The sequence below is a fragment of the Vibrio kagoshimensis genome (assembly GCF_050337535.1).
GTDB classification, from domain to species: Bacteria; Pseudomonadota; Gammaproteobacteria; order Enterobacterales; family Vibrionaceae; genus Vibrio; species Vibrio gallaecicus.
In genome coordinates this window covers 367,915-384,492 of record NZ_JAKJSZ010000002.1, presented here as the reverse complement: position 1 = coordinate 384,492, position 16,578 = coordinate 367,915, and the positions used below count along the sequence as shown (strand labels likewise).

Below are 16,578 nucleotides of genomic sequence, written 5' to 3'. Positions count from 1 at the left end.
TTGAACTAGCTTGACAACAATCCTCAGCTTCCAGACTATATTCTCCAATACTTTCGCTCGTTCGCTTTGTTATGAAGGTTCATAACAAATAATTCATCTTTTGTTGTTTTTGCTACAAGCGAACCGACGTAAATTTTTTGAGTACACTCCGTATTATGACTGAACAATATAATGCAAAAGACCTCGAGGTTCTTGAAGGTCTCGACCCTGTGCGACATCGCCCAGGAATGTATACAGAGACAGAAAGACCCAACCACCTTGCACAAGAAGTTATCGATAACTCTGTGGATGAAGCTCTAGCGGGTCACGCTAAAAAGATCAAAGTTATCCTGCACGCCGATCAATCTCTTGAAGTCATTGATGATGGTCGTGGTATGCCTGTTGATATTCACCCTGAAAAGGGCATCTCAGGCGTAGAGCTGATCATGACTAAGCTTCACTCGGGTGGTAAGTTCTCCAACAATAACTACCAATTCTCTGGTGGTTTACACGGTGTTGGTATTTCAGTTGTAAATGCGCTGTCTAAACGTGTTGAAGTGACGGTTCGTCGTGATGGACAAGTCAATGAAATCGCTTTTGAAGGCGGAGTGACTGTTACCGATTTAACCGTAACAGGGACATGTGGTCACCGAAATACCGGGACATCTGTGCATTTTTGGCCAGATGCCAAGTATTTCGATAGTGCTAAGTTTTCTGTCATACGCCTTATCAACAATTTACGAGCAAAAGCGGTACTTTGCCCTGGCTTGGAAATTACCTTCTCAGACAAGGTTAATGGTGATGAACATCAATGGTTCTATGAAGATGGTCTAAAAGATTATCTAGCAGAAGGCGTAAAAGGCTACACCTTACTGCCTGAAGAACCTTATGTTGGGGAATTCATCGCAGAAAAGGAAATGGCAAACTGGGCGATTATTTGGCAGCCAGAAGGCGGCGAAATGATCACTGAGAGTTACGTGAACTTGGTACCAACTAAGCAAGGTGGTACTCATGTTAACGGTCTGCGCCAAGGCTTACTTGATGCTATGCGTGAGTTCTGTGAATTCCGTAACCTTTTACCACGCGGCGTTAAGCTAACGGGTGATGATATTTTTGACCGCTGTTCTTACGTATTGTCGGTTAAAATGCAAGATCCTCAATTTGCTGGTCAAACAAAAGAACGCTTATCTTCTCGTCAAACGGCTGCGTTTGTTTCTGGCGTAGTAAAAGATGCTTTCAGTCTTTGGTTAAACGAAAAGCCACAACTAGCTGAGTTACTGGCTGAAGCTTGTATTGCCAATGCTCATCGCCGAATGCGTGCCAGCAAAAAAGTGGTTCGTAAGAAGATAGCTTCAGGTCCTGCATTACCAGGTAAACTTACGGATTGTTCAGTTCAAGACTTAAGCCGTACTGAAATCTTCTTCGTGGAAGGGGACTCGGCAGGTGGTTCTGCTAAGCAAGCTCGCGATCGTGAGTTCCAAGCGGTTATGCCACTTCGCGGTAAGATCCTAAATACTTGGGAAGTATCAGCAGACCAAGTTCTTGCTTCTCAAGAAGTGCATGATATTTCTGTTGCGTTAGGTATCGACCCTGATAATGATGATTTATCCGGTTTACGTTATGGCAAAATTTGTATTCTTGCCGATGCGGACTCGGATGGTCTTCATATCGCCACATTATTATGTGCTCTGTTTACTCGTCATTTCCGCGCACTTGTTGAAGCGGGACATATCTATGTCGCAATGCCTCCTTTGTATCGTATTGATTGCGGTAAAGAAGTGTTTTATGCATTAGATGATGATGAAAAAGATGGCGTGCTAGAGCGACTTTCCCAGAAGAAAGCCAAGATTAACGTACAGCGATTCAAAGGTCTGGGTGAAATGAACCCACTTCAGCTTCGTGAAACGACAATGGATCCAAATACTCGTCGTCTTGTTCAATTAACGATTGATGATAGCGAAGCGACAATTGAAATGATGGACATGCTGCTCGGTAAGAAACGTGCAGATGATCGCCGTGCATGGCTACAAAATAACGGTGATATGGCCGAGGTATAATGGMTGTCTAACGAAATTACATATGACGGCGTTGAACAGTTGCCAATGCGCAAGTTCACCGAAGATGCCTACTTAAATTATTCAATGTACGTGATTATGGATCGTGCATTGCCATATATTGGCGATGGCTTGAAGCCAGTACAGCGTCGTATTATCTATGCAATGTCTGAGCTTGGTCTTTCTGCCGCATCGAAATATAAAAAATCAGCTCGTACTGTTGGTGACGTTTTAGGTAAATATCACCCGCACGGTGATTCTGCTTGTTACGAAGCTATGGTTCTTATGGCACAACCTTTCTCTTACCGCTATCCGCTGGTGGATGGTCAGGGTAACTGGGGTGCTCCGGATGATCCGAAATCATTCGCGGCGATGCGTTATACAGAAGCTAAACTTTCCAAGTTTGCTGAAGTGCTTCTTGGTGAATTAGGTCAAGGAACGGTAGATTGGCAGCCAAACTTTGATGGCACGATGAAAGAGCCTCAAATGTTGCCGGCGCGTTTACCTCATATCCTATTGAATGGCATCACGGGTATTGCTGTTGGTATGGCGACAGATATTCCGCCTCATAACGTTCGTGAAGTGGCAAATGCAGCCATCCACCTGATTGATACGCCTAAATCTGAACTCCCCGATGTAATGGAGTTCATTCAAGGACCTGATTACCCTACAGAAGCTGAGATTATCTCACCTAAGTCGGATATCGAGAAAATCTACCGTACTGGTAAAGGCAGCATTAAAATGCGTGCTGTGTGGCATAAAGAAGGTTCTGATATTGTTATCACAGCTCTTCCACACCAAGTATCCGGTGCGAAATTGCTAGAGCAAATTGCCAACCAAATGCGCGCTAAAAAGCTGCCAATGGTTGAAGATTTGCGTGATGAATCTGATCACGAGAACCCAACTCGTATCGTTGTTGTACCGCGCTCAAACCGTATCGATTGCGATCAGTTGATGAGCCACCTATTTGCTTCAACAGACCTTGAGAAAAACTTCCGAGTTAACTTGAATATGATTGGTTTAGACAATCGTCCTCAAGTAAAAGGTCTAGTTCAGATATTAAAAGAATGGATTGAGTTCCGTCGTTCAACGGTTCGTCGCCGCTTGCAATACCGTTTAGATAAAGTGTTGGCTCGTTTACATATTTTGGAAGGCTTACTGGCTGCTTACCTTAATATTGATGAAGTAATTGAAATAATTAGAACTGAAGATGAACCTTGTCCAGTTCTGATGAGCCGCTTCAATATTTCTGAGATTCAAGCAAACGCTATTCTTGATATCAAGCTACGTAACTTAGCAAAACTTGAAGAGTTTAAGATTCGAGCTGAGCAAGAAGAGCTTGAAGCTGAACGTGACAAGTTAGAGAAACTGCTAGGTTCAGAGCGTCGTCTAAACACTTTGATCAAGAAAGAAATTCAAGCTGATGCTGATAAGTACGGAGATGACCGCCGTTCACCACTAATAGTTCGTGCTGAAGCTAAGGCTCTGACTGAGCGTGATTTGGTACCTAGTGAACCAATTACCGTTGTATTGTCAGAAAAAGGCTGGATTCGTCATGCGAAAGGTCATGATGTTGATGCTGAAACTTTGAACTACAAATCAGGTGATAAGTACTTAGCCCACACCCGTGGTAAGAGTAACCAACCTGCTGTGTTCCTTGGCAGTGATGGCCGAAGTTATTCATTAGAATCTCACTCTTTACCTTCGGCAAGAAGCCAAGGTGAGCCGATTACAGGGCGCCTAAACATTAGCCCTGGTAGTTCTATTCGCCAGGTCGTGATGGGCGAGAGTGAACAATTATGGTTAGTTGGTTCTGATGCTGGTTATGGCTTTGTTTGTAAAGGTAGTGACTTATTGTCTAAGAACAAGAGCGGTAAAGCTCTGGTGAATTTACCTCAAGCCGCTGAAGTATTATTGCCAAGCTCTGTTGATGATTTGGAAACGAATGAAATATTAGCGATCACCAATCAAGGTCGAATGCTTTTATTCCCAATCAAAGATTTACCTCAGTTAAGTAAAGGTAAAGGAAATAAGATCATCAATATTCCATCTGCGAAAGCGAAGGAACGTGAAGAGTTTGTTTCCCACTTGATGGCTATCCCGCAAGGGGCGACCTTAACCATTTATGCTGGTAAGCGTAAACTAGGTTTGAAACCTGCTGATTTAGATAACTTCCGCGGTGAGCGTGGTCGTCGTGGTGGGCTTCTACCGAGAGGTTTACAGCGCGTCACTCATATCGATATTGAATCGTAAAGATTCAAGCAAGAGTGGAGTGATTTGTAGGTTAATCCTGTAAATTTACTGCCACTCTTTATTGGAATATAAATTAAAAAGCACCGAACATGAATTTGTTCGGTGCTTTTTTGTTAGATAGGAAACGGTGGTTACTGACAATGCTTATAGACAAATGGGTTGTGGTTCTTTTGAATGCTATGAATCCGTTCGTCTCTAGTGCACTCCCATTCAGTCACAGGATATTGTTTATCCCAAGCCATCATCAAGTTGGTTTGCTGCTTCGATAGCTTGAACCCATATTCTTGGCTCATGTACAGGTATGTACGCGCAATTGCGCCTTTAGAGCGATCCGTTGGCATTACTTTACGTTGTTTAAAGTTAACCTGAACTTCACACTGTCCGTAACTTACACCATCAACCCCATTCCACTGGCTGAAATTGTAGTTAGATCGATCGCCATTTACCTCGCCAATGGCAGGAACTAAGTTATGCAGGTCTGCTTCCATCGATTTAAATACTTTATCGTTTCTAGTACAGTTCTTACGCCCTCCTGACTGCCAACATTGTCTTTGGTGACCAAACTGCCATGCTGGCACTACATGTTCCCATTCAATGCGAGAAGCGCGTTTTAGCTGCTTTCGAACTTCGTAGCCGCATGAGTCAAGGTCGGGGATGCCTTTCTTTTTATCTTTCCAAGTGATGTCGCAACCACAGTAAAATGAAGTCGGGTGATCAAGATAAATTTTCACCGCTTCTTTCTTGGCTTTTGAAAAAGAACTAGGAGGAGCGGCAAAGGCGCTTTGGGGGAGGCTAAAACCTAGAAGTAAGCAAAAGGATATTGATAGGCTAATTGCTTTCAAGCTTATGAGTTTCATAAAATAAAGACTGATAAAAGTATGATAAATATCAGTCTAGCACTCAATTTATGAAATTCTATATCGTATTTTTACATAGGCACCGTTTGTTTAGCTGAATACCTTGTGACCAAGAGAATGGTTAGGTGTGGGAACAAAGGGATAACAGGCAATATGCGAGGATAAAATGAGTACAACTAGATAGGATCTTTTAACTGAGTTGTATTCCCGTAAACGTTAATAGCTGACTACATTGTTGGCATCGGTAAGTTGATTGCCTACGTAAAACCTTATTATGGCGTCGAATAGACAAAGGGTATGTAGTGCAACTGCACTGATACTCAAAGGTTTTTCCTTGAACCGATTTAATTTCAAAGTTATGTGTAGTTTTGGCTGGAACTTGAAATATCCCTTCCATGACAGATTGCCATTCTTTACCGTGCGGTCTAACTCGCCCATACACTTGATATGTGATCAGATGTGCGATCTCATGTGGGATCACTTCTGCCAAAAAAGCGTCTACATTCTCTTCGAATAAAACACGGTTAATTTTTATTTCGTTAAGTTGCAAGTAGGCTTTACCTGCGGCTTTTCCTCTTAACTGAAAAGAAACCTTAGGTACTTGGAATTGACGTAAGAAGTGTTGATCCGCTTGAGTGATGCATTCTACGATCTTTTTATTCACTCGGTGTTGTAAAGAGCAGTATGGCAAGTTGATGAACTCCAAAAAATGGCCTTAGGGTGAGCTAAGACCAAATAATATCATCACAATGACTACAGGTAGGAGACCTACGGATGATGTTTTTTCTTTATAGTGTCGTGATAGGCGTGCCATGTGCCGTAACCAAGCAATGGCATTGTGACTATCATTCCTAATCCATAAGTTGCAAATCCAACTAATACGCCGATACCTATCAAAGCTGCCCACACAACCATTGCCGGGATATTCGACTTAACGGCATTAAAACTTGTAAATATAGCACTCATTACATCCACTCTTCTTTCCATCATTAACGGAATAGAGAAGGCAGAAATACTAAAAATGAGACTCGCAATAACAAGACCAATGACTGAACCTGTTATTAAAAATGGAGCAAACTCAGTGAGTGGTGCCCCCTGAACGGAAGGGTAAAGGGCATGTAATAATGCTGCAATTCTCATCCAAAAAATCATAGCAACCATCAACACAATGGCAAAAGCCCACTGTGAAGAGGAGTTCCTTGAAATGGCTTTAATTGAATGGAATAGGCTTGCATCATGACCTTTCTCTCTTTCCCAGCTTGCATCATAAAGCCCTAAAGCTAAGAAGGGACCAATAAGCATATAAACAATTAAACTTGGCATAACAACAAGGTGTGTACCTTGCCATTGCACTAATTGAACGATAGCAACTGCGGCTGCCATAAAACAAAGCCCGTAAAAGGCGCTGATAAAAGGCATTCGAATGAAGTCATGTAGAGCAAGAGAAAGCCAATGGAAAGGTGCTGATACGCTGACTTGATTGCAAGGAATCGTTCGTGCGTATTCGCTATCGCTGACCTTATGCTTTTTCTTATTATTAAAATCTGCTGGTTGTGCTGTTCGAGGCATAGATCCCCCCAGTTAATAACATCCTAGTTAAAATTCATTGAATGTAGCTGATTTGCTGCACTTCAAACTATGCATTATCACGACTATTTCAACGCTAGAGTTCTAGGTTGTACTGCAGTACCAGTGCTCAAATTTCAATAAAAGAGGTTTGTTATACCTAAACTAGCAAAAGGTGTGGTTGCTAATGGTATAGCTAGACTCTTAAGCATTTTGCTAGCGAGAGGGAGTCGATAAACTCTGAATCTGAAACTAACATTTTTGCATTTAATGTAAGCACATTATTGCCTAGGAACAGTATTAACTATTGGCAGTAGTATCAAAAAATACAACTTACACAGAGGCTTTTTGAATGATTATTTTTGAGGGGGGATGTTTAGAAGGAAAGCTGGGAAGGTGGCTAAGTTGAATAACTTCATAAAAATAAAGCCCTTACTAGAAAGTAAGGGCTTTAAAAGTCTGATTTGCGTTATCTAAATTATTTTAGACCTGCAAAGTCCGCAAGGATAGCGGCTTTGTCAGTTGCTTCCCAAGGGAATTCTTCACGACCAAAGTGACCGTATGCAGCTGTCTGCTTGTAGATCGGTTGAAGAAGGTTAAGCATTTCTTGTAAGCCGTATGGGCGAAGATCGAAGTTTTGGCGAACCGCTTCAATGATGATTTCGTGTGCTACTTTCTCAGTACCAAACGTTTCAACCATGATAGAGGTTGGATCAGCAACACCGATAGCGTAAGACAGTTGAATCTCACAACGGTCAGCCATACCAGCAGCAACGATGTTTTTAGCAACGTAACGTGCTGCGTAAGCTGCTGAACGGTCAACTTTTGATGGATCTTTACCAGAGAATGCACCACCGCCGTGACGAGCTGCGCCACCGTAAGTATCAACGATGATCTTACGACCTGTAAGACCACAGTCACCCATAGGACCACCGATTACGAAACGACCTGTTGGGTTGATGAAGAAGTTAGTGTCTTTGTTGATCCACTCTGCAGGAAGTACTGGCTTGATGATCTCTTCCATTACTGCTTCACGTAGATCCGGTGTGGTTACTGAATCACAGTGTTGAGTAGAAAGTACGACTGCATCGATACCAACGATCTGACCTTGGTCGTATTGGAAAGTTACCTGAGATTTAGCATCTGGACGAAGGAAATCTAATTTTCCGCTCTTACGTACTTCAGCTTGCTTTTTAACAAGAAGGTGAGAGTAAGTAATTGGAGCTGGCATTAGGATTGGAGTTTCGTTAGTTGCGTAACCAAACATGATACCTTGGTCGCCCGCACCTTGCTCTTTAGGGTCAGCTTTATCAACACCTTGGTTGATATCTGGAGACTGCTTACCAATTGTGTTTAGTACTGCACAAGAGTCAGCATCAAAGCCCATGTCAGAATGAACGTAACCAATTTCACGAACGGTTTCACGAGTGATTTCTTCGATATCAACCCATGCAGACGTTGTTACTTCACCGCCAACCATTACCATGCCGGTTTTTACGTAAGTCTCACAAGCAACACGTGCTTTTGGATCTTGTTCCAAGATGGCATCAAGAACAGCATCAGAGATTTGGTCTGCAATTTTATCTGGATGACCTTCTGAAACAGATTCAGAAGTGAAAAGGTGCTTAGCCATGAGAGCTCCACTTTTAGTTTAGAACGTAATACGTTGAGGCGTAAATAGTTAAAAAGCGCCGATAAATTTATAAGTCGTCGCTAATAATTACATTATATTATGTAGGTGTTTCTACATCTAGACGTCTATTTTAGTTTTCATAGGTTGAATTACAAGCTCTTTTTTCGGATATGTCATAACTAAACGTTTGCGTATGAATAAGGATAACCAACGGTTTAGAGGGATAAATGTCATAAAAATGCAGAAAATGCCGCTTATAAGCCCTGTAAAACGTTTGCAGTCACTATAGTCGTTTGAGAGAATACTGGCGGCTAAATAACAAGAAAAGTTTAGCCTTATCCTCTTTTTCTTAAATCGCTTACGCATCCAGGAGCAGACATGCCTTCTCGTAAAGATCTAGCCAATGCAATCCGCGCACTTAGCATGGACGGTGTTCAACAAGCAAATTCAGGTCACCCAGGCGCCCCTATGGGTATGGCTGACATCGCTGAAGTACTTTGGCGTGGTCATTTGAACCACAATCCTTCAAACCCTGAGTGGGCAGATCGCGACCGTTTTATTCTTTCAAATGGTCACGGTTCAATGTTGATTTACTCTCTGCTTCACCTAGCAGGTTACGAGCTTTCAATTGAAGATCTTAAGAACTTCCGTCAGCTTCACTCTAAGACTCCAGGTCACCCAGAGTACGGCTACGCACCTGGTATCGAGACGACGACAGGTCCTCTAGGTCAAGGCATCACTAACGCTGTTGGTATGGCGATGGCTGAGAAAGCTCTTGCTGCACAGTTCAACAAAGAAGGTCACGACATCGTCGATCACTTCACTTATGCATTTATGGGTGATGGTTGTCTGATGGAAGGTATCTCTCACGAAGCATGTTCTCTAGCGGGTACGTTAGGTCTTGGTAAGCTGGTTGCTTTCTGGGATGACAACGGCATCTCAATCGATGGCGAAGTGGAAGGCTGGTTCTCTGACGATACACCTAAGCGTTTTGAAGCATACGGCTGGCATGTAATCCCAGCGGTTGACGGTCACGATGCTGACGCGATCAACGCGGCTATTGAAGCGGCTAAAGCGGATCCTCGTCCAACACTTATTTGTACTAAAACTATCATTGGTTTTGGTTCTCCAAACAAAGCGGGTACGCACGACTGTCACGGTGCTCCACTAGGTACTGATGAAATTACAGCAACTAAAGCAGCGCTTGGTTGGGAACACGGTCCTTTCGAAATTCCAGCTGACATCGCAGCTGAATGGGATGCGAAAGAAGCGGGCGCAGCAAAAGAAGCAGCGTGGAATGCTAAGTTTGACGCATACGCAGCGGCTCACCCTGAGCTAGCAGCAGAATTCAAACGTCGTACTAACGGCGAACTACCAGCTGAGTGGGAAGAGAAAGCATCGGCAATCATCGCTGACCTTCAAGCTAACCCAGCTAACATCGCATCACGTAAAGCATCTCAAAATGCTCTAGAAGCATTCGGCGCTATGCTACCTGAATTCATGGGYGGCTCTGCTGACCTTGCGCCTTCTAACYTRACTATGTGGTCTGGTTCTAAGTCTCTTGAAGCAAATGACTTCTCTGGTAACTACATCCACTACGGTGTACGTGARTTCGGTATGACGGCTATCATGAACGGTATCGCTCTGCACGGTGGTTTCGTACCATACGGCGCAACRTTCCTAATGTTCATGGAATACGCTCGTAACGCRATGCGTATGGCTGCTCTGATGAAARYTCAGAACATYCAAGTTTACACGCATGACTCTATCGGTCTTGGCGAAGATGGTCCTACTCACCAACCGGTTGAGCAGATCGCWTCTCTACGTCTRACTCCAAACATGAGCACATGGCGCCCATGTGACCAAGTTGAGTCTGCTGTTGCTTGGAAACTAGCAATCGAACGCAAAGATGGCCCTTCTGCACTTATCTTCTCTCGTCAAAACCTTGCACAGCAAGACCGTGACGCTGAGCAAGTRGCWAACATCGCTAAGGGTGGTTACATCCTGAAAGATTGTGCTGGTAAGCCAGAGCTAATCATCATCGCTACAGGTTCTGAAGTTGAGCTAGCGGTTAGCGCTGCTGCTGAACTTACAGCTGAAGGYAAAGCGGTACGCGTAGTATCTATGCCTGCAACTGACGCGTTCGATAAGCAAGACGCTGAGTACCGTGAGTCTGTACTKCCATCTGACGTTACAGCTCGTATCGCTGTAGAAGCTGGCATCGCTGATTTCTGGTACAAGTACGTTGGCTTCGGTGGCAAGATCATCGGTATGACAACGTTTGGCGAATCTGCACCAGCAGGTGAGCTATTCAAGATGTTCGGTTTCACTACTGAAAACGTAGTGAGCACTGCAAAAGAGCTTCTAGCTTAATAAACAGCGGTAATATGAACAGAAAAAAACCGAGCCATGGCTCGGTTTTTTATTTGGTGTTTAGAAGCATTAGTTATTCGAATTCCTTTCCCCAATTATCGATCTCTCTAGTTCCACAGACCTTACATTCAACGTAACGATCCATATTGTAGTAGTGACCACCATTGATAATGGAGTTAGCAAACAGCTTAATTCTGCCTAACAAAGTTTTGTCGGTATCATAGCTGCTTGTTTGGCGAACAAGAACTTCACTATGTGGTGTTTCTTCATTACACTTTTTACAACAATGAGTTGCTGGGAATCCAGACATAACCTTTCCTTGGGTTGAGAAAACTAGGTTAGAAACAGCCGTAGGATTAGGTAAAACTCATTCTCAATATAATTGCACAATAGCCATGTTACTCGCTAGATTTATAAATCTTGTTTGTCGAGCTGTATCACTTTATTTATTTTGATAATAAATCTTATGTTTTAGATGGAGGTTTGCTTATGCCTTTCTGGTCTCGCCGATAATTTGCATCTCTATCGAATCATTTGTAACGAGCAACTTACATTGAGGAGTTTGAGCGCATTTCATCACTAACACCCTTGAAAGATATAATGAAGTAAGAGAATGTTGGTGCACTTTTTTCATATAAAAGGCTTGGCAATGACAAATAAGATTATCCTGGTCGTTGATGATAGTCAGGACATTCTCGACGCTCTTAGTGAATATCTAGAGCGGTCTAGCTTTACGGTTATCACAGCGCTTGAAGGCAATGAAATGTGGAAGAAGCTCGAAACCGTCACTCCAGATCTTATTATTCTAGATATTATGCTGCCCGGAGATGATGGGTTAACTTTATGTCAAAAACTACGTCTTCAATCTCAAGTTCCAATCATTATGCTAACCGCAGTAACTGACGATGCTGATCGAATCGCTGGGTTAGAAATTGGAGCTGATGATTATATTACCAAGTCATTTAACCCTCGGGAGCTTTTAGCCAGAATTAAAGCTTTATTGAGGCGTTCCACGTTTAGCCATAGCCAAGGTGAACGGACATTAAAGTTCATGGATTGGACGTTTGACACTCTTAAACGACAATTGAAACATGAAGATGGTGAGGTGGTCTCTCTTTCTAGTGCCGACTATAACTTGCTTACGCTTATGCTGGATTCTCCCAACCAACTATTAAGTCGAAATGATATTGCGCAAGCCCTTTGGGGAAGGGATGCTGAGCCACTAGAGAGAGGCATTGATGTGCAAATTAGCAGGCTGAGAAAGCAACTAAGGGACGAAGATAGAAATACGATTATGACAGTAAGGCATCGTGGCTACATGTTAGTGATCGATTCGCATATTAGTCGTATTCAATTTTGAAAAAAAACATTTTTCAGTCAATGGTTGCACGAATCACTCTGTCTACATTCTTGGTGATTCTCTTAGCCGAAATATTGGCCGGTGCGGTATGGTTTACTGCTACATCTGCATCAAAAAGAGAATCGGCTAGCCACGCTATGACCGCTATATCATCAGCTGCAGCAGACACCATTAACTACTTTTCTGGTCTGCCGATTAATTATCGCCACTTGGTGTTAGAGCAGTTACGAAACATTGGAGGAACAAGGTTTTTTATATCGATGAATAATCATCAACTTCCGATCCCTTCTTTACTTAATCACTCTTTAGTCCCTCAGATGGAAACACAAGCAACTGAACTCCTAGAGCAGCAACTTAAAGGTTCGCATAAAGTGCATGTCAATTTAGCTAAACGTGAAGATTTGCTGGTGTTTAATTCTGGAATCAAACTCGATGAATTACCTGCTTTGTGGAAAGACTACAGCTTAGTGTTAGGCAAGCTGGATCTCCCCATCGCTGTTATTCAGGTGGAGTTTTCAGAGAATGAGTGGCTCTATTTAGCGACGGTTATTCCATTGTCTTTTGATAGTTTGAGCGATAACTTTATTGATAGCAGGCAAATAATTTTTCTCCTCATCGTGACCTTTATGCTTATGGGTGTTTCTTATGTCGTCTTACAGAAAGAAATTCGTCCTTTTCGTTCTTTAGCAAGATCTGCCACGCTGATGGGCTCACAAATGCAGATTGAAGAAATAAAAGAAGAAGGAAGCTCAGAAACCAGAGCCGCTATTCATGCTTTCAATAAAATGAATCGTCGTATTAAAGCGTATTTGCGTGATAGAGATATGTTTTTTAACGCGATTTCTCACGATATAAAAACTCCTTTAGCTTGTTTAAAATTACGAACTGAAATGCTGAGCGATGAACCAACAAAATTAAGATTTGAAAAGCTGTTGAATGAAGTCGAGATGATGCTAAATGGAGCATTACAATGCATGCGAGATAATGATATTCACGAAGAATTAGAGTGGGTTGATATCAATGACATTCTTGAGCAATGTGCGGCTGTTCATAATAAAGATGGGGTGTCTGTTCATCTTGTCGACCTGCCAAGGATCGAGCTTTATGGTAAGCCATTGGCAATAAAGCGCTGCTTGTTTAACTTAGTAGATAATGGCGTTAAATATGGTGATGCAGTAAATATCACTATGTTTTCTCATTCTGATTCTATCCAAATCGTGTTGCGTGATTCGGGGGAGGGAATCAGAGAGGATATGCTAGAAAAGGTCTTTGAGCCTTACTTCAGAGAAAATAATACAGAGGTAGAAGGATCTGGTTTGGGGTTAGCGATTTCACGTAGTATCGCCAGAGCACATGGGGGGGATATTCAATTATCTAATTCGCCTGAAGGTGGTCTTGAAGTGGATGTTATTTTGGTTAATGCCTTATGAAAAACTGGCTACTGTTAAGTGTGTTGTTGTCTGTGAAACCTGCGTTTTCTTCCCCATCAGTTGAAATGTTGCATTGGTGGACCGCTGACGGAGAGGAGTCGGCTTTGGCGGTAGTTGCAGAGCAGTTTGACTCTCTGCCGTTTACTTTAAAAAGTGAACCAATTACTGGTGGCGGTGGGGGACCGGCTAAAGCGATTCTTCAAGCTAGGGCCATTGCAGGGTACTCACCTGATATTGCTTTAATGGAAGGTCCGGCAATTCAGTCATGGGCTGCACTTGGCTTTTTAAATAATGTTAATGAGGTCGCTGCATCTCATGGGTGGGATCAGTCGCTGTACCCTGATATTAAAGCGATTCATCAATATGATGGCAATTATGTTGCCATACCTCTGAACATTCACCGATTGAATTGGATGTGGATCAATCGAAAGGTCCTTAATCAGCATCAACTTTCATCTCCTCAGACGTGGGAGTCTTTATTGTTGGCACTAACAACTTTGAAGGCTAATGGTGTGAGCCCTTTAGCTTTAGGGGAAGACCCTTGGCAAATTGTGCAAATTTTTGAAAATATTGCATTTGGTGTGGGAGGGGCGAATTATTATCGACAGGCTTTTGTCGATTTAGATCCTGATGCATTGAATAGTAGTGAAACTCTAGAGGCGCTAAACCGCTTTAGGGCTCTTGCTAATATTGTAGGAAATGATTTACCTAATATTAGTTGGAACCAAGGAACCAAAGCCTTGCTTGATGGGGAGTATGCCTTTCAATTCACCGGTGATTGGGCTTTGGGCGAGATGTTCAGTTTTGAGGGTGAAATTCCAGATTACATTGAGTGCAGTGCATTTCCTTCTACGGAAAAAGGCTTTATTTACAACGTAGATAGCTTGGCATTTTTTACAAAAATAACGGGGGAAGATCGTAATATGGTACCGATTATGTCTTCCTTATCCTCACCTCAATTTCTTTTGAAATTCAGTCAAAAGAAAGGCTCAATACCAGCTCAAACCAATATATCAGTGAATGAATTATCTCGGTGCCAACAGAAATCTTATCAAGATTATACTCACGCGAGTACTAAGGGAGCATCCATGCCAAGTTTGACTGATTCAATGGCTGTTAATCCGGTACTGCAGAATGCTGTGTCTAATGAGTTATACCGTTATTTTATGGACTCTTCGATTAGTGCTGAAACGCTTATTGGTCATCTACATGCCATTAATAATGAAGTGTTTCGCTAGTTTTTTACTCGTATTCTCGTATCTTTTATTTTCTTTTGAGTACTAAATTGCGTCTTGCTTCCTTGATGTTTTCCAATCTCATTCTATTGTAAAAAACGGGTTACAAACTGCTTGCTATTTGTAACCTTGAGCCGTGTTGTTATTGATAAAGTTTGTTGGTATTCCATCGATATTAAAGGACTTTATTATGCTCGATAGTTTAAAAGGTGGCTTATCTAAGCTTTCCTTAATTGGTAAAGCACTGATGCTGCCAATCTCTATTCTACCTGCTGCAGGCTTATTACTTGCCTTTGGTGCCAAACTCGACCTTCCACTAATGATGAGAGCTGGTGGCGTTATATTTGATAACCTTGCTCTCTTGTTTGCCGTTGGAGCTGCGGTTGGTTTAACCAAAGAATCAGGCATTGCAGCTTTAGCAGCCATTGTCGCTATGTTGGTCATGAATGCGACAATGGGAGTAGCGCTAAACATAACACCAGAGATGGCAATGGGAGGTGGTCGTTATGCCATAGTTATGGGGATCCCATCTTTACAAACAGGAGTATTTGGTGGGCTTATTGCCGGTATTCTAGCCGCCGTCATGTATCAACGTTTCTATAATACGAAACTGCCTGACTTTTTAGGCTTCTTTGCCGGAAAACGCTTTGTCCCAATTGTTACTGCCTTTTCAGCGTTTCTCATCGGTTTAGTTTTACCTCATATTTGGTCATACATTCAATCTGGTATTGATGCGCTTTCACATATGGCGAATGGCGGCAACATGTATATCTCGACCTTTATCTACGGATTTATGGAGCGAGCTTTAATTCCAGTCGGTCTTCATCATATTTTTTATAGCCCTTATTGGTTCTCCTTTGGAGAGTACACGACTGCTGCCGGTACGATTGTAAATGGTGACCATACTATTTGGTTCAAAATGCTTGAGGACGGGGTAAAAACATTCTCAACCGATGAATACCAAGAAGCAGGTAAATTCTTGTCGGGTAACTTCGCTATTTACATGTTTGCTTTCCCTGCTGCATGTTTGGCTATGTACCATGAAGCGAACAGTAAAAATAAAAAAATTGCAGCCGGTATTTTAGGGTCTGCAGCTTTGACTTCCTTTGTTACTGGTATAACAGAGCCAGTTGAGTTTGCATTTATTTTTGTTGCCCCATTACTTTATTTATTCTCAGCGATAATGGCAGGTGTATCTTATGCGGTGACTTATGCGTTGGATGTCCATATCGGTAAAACCTTCTCCGCTGGTATCATTGATTTTGTGTCGTTTGGTGTGTTGCCTGCAATGGATGGGTTCAAAACTAATTGGGTCAATGTCATTTTGTGGGGACTAACGATGGCGGCGATTTATTACACTGTGTTCCGCTTTGCTATCCGAAAGTTCAATTTGAAAACGGTCGGTCGAGAAGATACTCAAAGCAAGGCGATTACTTTAGATAATGAAACACTAGCAAGTGAAATCACGACCTTGATTGGCGGTGAAGCAAACATTACCTCAATTGGATCTTGTATTACGAGGCTACGTTTACAAATTAAAGATCAAACATTAGTGAATGAGCTTGCCATTAAAGATCTCGGCGCGATGGGGGTAATTAAAGTGGGCTCAAATGGTTTACAGATCATCCTTGGATCAAAAGCGCAATTTGTTGCCGATATTATGAGTGAGAACACAAGTGGCACGCCAGATTCGTTGTCTACTAATCTAAGTTAAAGTAACCATATTGATAAAACTGTCGACTTAATGTCGGCAGTTTTATCTCCTCGAAACGACTATTTTCAACGACACCTTTTGTATTCAATTAATGCGCTTTGCGTGCGATTCGGTTACTATCTGT

General features: G+C 42.4%; 13 protein-coding genes. 7 read left to right on the top strand and 6 right to left on the bottom strand.

All coding sequences use genetic code 11. The annotated features are described in order from the left end of the window. Positions 1-155 precede the first annotated feature (155 nt). Positions 156-2,036: a DNA topoisomerase IV subunit B gene (gene parE, locus L4C37_RS01895; protein WP_137375550.1), complete on the top strand. Its 1,881-nt coding sequence runs from the start codon at positions 156-158 to the stop codon at positions 2,034-2,036. A gap of 3 nt (positions 2,037-2,039) precedes the next feature. After that, a complete protein-coding gene (gene parC, locus L4C37_RS01890) occupies positions 2,040-4,286 on the top strand; it encodes a DNA topoisomerase IV subunit A (protein WP_273296068.1) in 2,247 nt (748 codons plus the stop codon). A 131-nt stretch (positions 4,287-4,417) separates the two neighbouring features. Here parC and L4C37_RS01885 read toward each other — a convergent pair whose 3' ends face one another. From L4C37_RS01885 to metK, 4 genes are all read right to left on the bottom strand, one after another. Continuing rightward, the gene (locus L4C37_RS01885; RefSeq protein WP_429767720.1) at positions 4,418-5,143 is read right to left on the bottom strand and encodes an endonuclease; all 726 of its coding nucleotides are present in this window, start codon (positions 5,141-5,143) and stop codon (positions 4,418-4,420) included. Positions 5,144-5,333: 190 nt separating this feature from the next. Then, on the bottom strand, positions 5,334-5,834 hold the full coding sequence (locus tag L4C37_RS01880; protein WP_429767719.1) for a SprT family zinc-dependent metalloprotease: 501 nt from the start codon (positions 5,832-5,834) through the stop codon (positions 5,334-5,336). Positions 5,835-5,911: 77 nt separating this feature from the next. Further along, complete coding sequence (locus tag L4C37_RS01875; protein ID WP_372267592.1) at positions 5,912-6,712, bottom strand: DUF2189 domain-containing protein; 801 nt, start codon at positions 6,710-6,712, stop codon at positions 5,912-5,914. Positions 6,713-7,187: 475 nt separating this feature from the next. Further along, positions 7,188-8,342, bottom strand: a complete 1,155-nt coding sequence (gene metK / locus L4C37_RS01870) for a methionine adenosyltransferase (protein WP_137375545.1) — start codon at positions 8,340-8,342, stop codon at positions 7,188-7,190. 378 nt (positions 8,343-8,720) lie between these two features. On the opposite strand from metK, the gene tkt reads away from it, so the two are divergent. Then, a complete protein-coding gene (gene tkt / locus L4C37_RS01865) occupies positions 8,721-10,715 on the top strand; it encodes a transketolase (RefSeq protein WP_429767718.1) in 1,995 nt (664 codons plus the stop codon). A gap of 73 nt (positions 10,716-10,788) precedes the next feature. Here tkt and L4C37_RS01860 read toward each other — a convergent pair whose 3' ends face one another. Then, positions 10,789-11,025, bottom strand: a complete 237-nt coding sequence (locus L4C37_RS01860; protein WP_137373314.1) for a hypothetical protein — start codon at positions 11,023-11,025, stop codon at positions 10,789-10,791. A gap of 339 nt (positions 11,026-11,364) precedes the next feature. Here L4C37_RS01860 and L4C37_RS01855 point away from each other — a divergent pair, with 339 nt between their 5' ends. Next, on the top strand, positions 11,365-12,075 hold the full coding sequence (locus L4C37_RS01855; protein ID WP_273297184.1) for a response regulator transcription factor: 711 nt from the start codon (positions 11,365-11,367) through the stop codon (positions 12,073-12,075). Positions 12,076-12,088: 13 nt separating this feature from the next. Here L4C37_RS01855 and L4C37_RS01850 read toward each other — a convergent pair whose 3' ends face one another. Further along, a complete protein-coding gene (locus tag L4C37_RS01850) occupies positions 12,089-12,247 on the bottom strand; it encodes a hypothetical protein (RefSeq protein WP_429767717.1) in 159 nt (52 codons plus the stop codon). A gap of 145 nt (positions 12,248-12,392) precedes the next feature. On the opposite strand from L4C37_RS01850, the gene L4C37_RS01845 reads away from it, so the two are divergent. The 3 genes from L4C37_RS01845 (at position 12,393) to L4C37_RS01835 (ending at position 16,454) form a co-directional block, all read left to right on the top strand. Next, the gene (locus L4C37_RS01845) at positions 12,393-13,505 is read left to right on the top strand and encodes an ATP-binding protein (RefSeq protein ID WP_273297182.1); all 1,113 of its coding nucleotides are present in this window, start codon (positions 12,393-12,395) and stop codon (positions 13,503-13,505) included. Continuing rightward, on the top strand, positions 13,502-14,743 hold the full coding sequence (locus L4C37_RS01840) for an ABC transporter substrate-binding protein (RefSeq protein WP_273297181.1): 1,242 nt from the start codon (positions 13,502-13,504) through the stop codon (positions 14,741-14,743). Before L4C37_RS01845 ends, L4C37_RS01840 begins: the two co-directional genes overlap by 4 nt. Positions 14,744-14,930: 187 nt before the next feature. Continuing rightward, positions 14,931-16,454: a PTS transporter subunit EIIC gene (locus L4C37_RS01835; RefSeq protein WP_429767716.1), complete on the top strand. Its 1,524-nt coding sequence runs from the start codon at positions 14,931-14,933 to the stop codon at positions 16,452-16,454. The last annotated feature ends 124 nt before the right edge of the window (positions 16,455-16,578 follow it).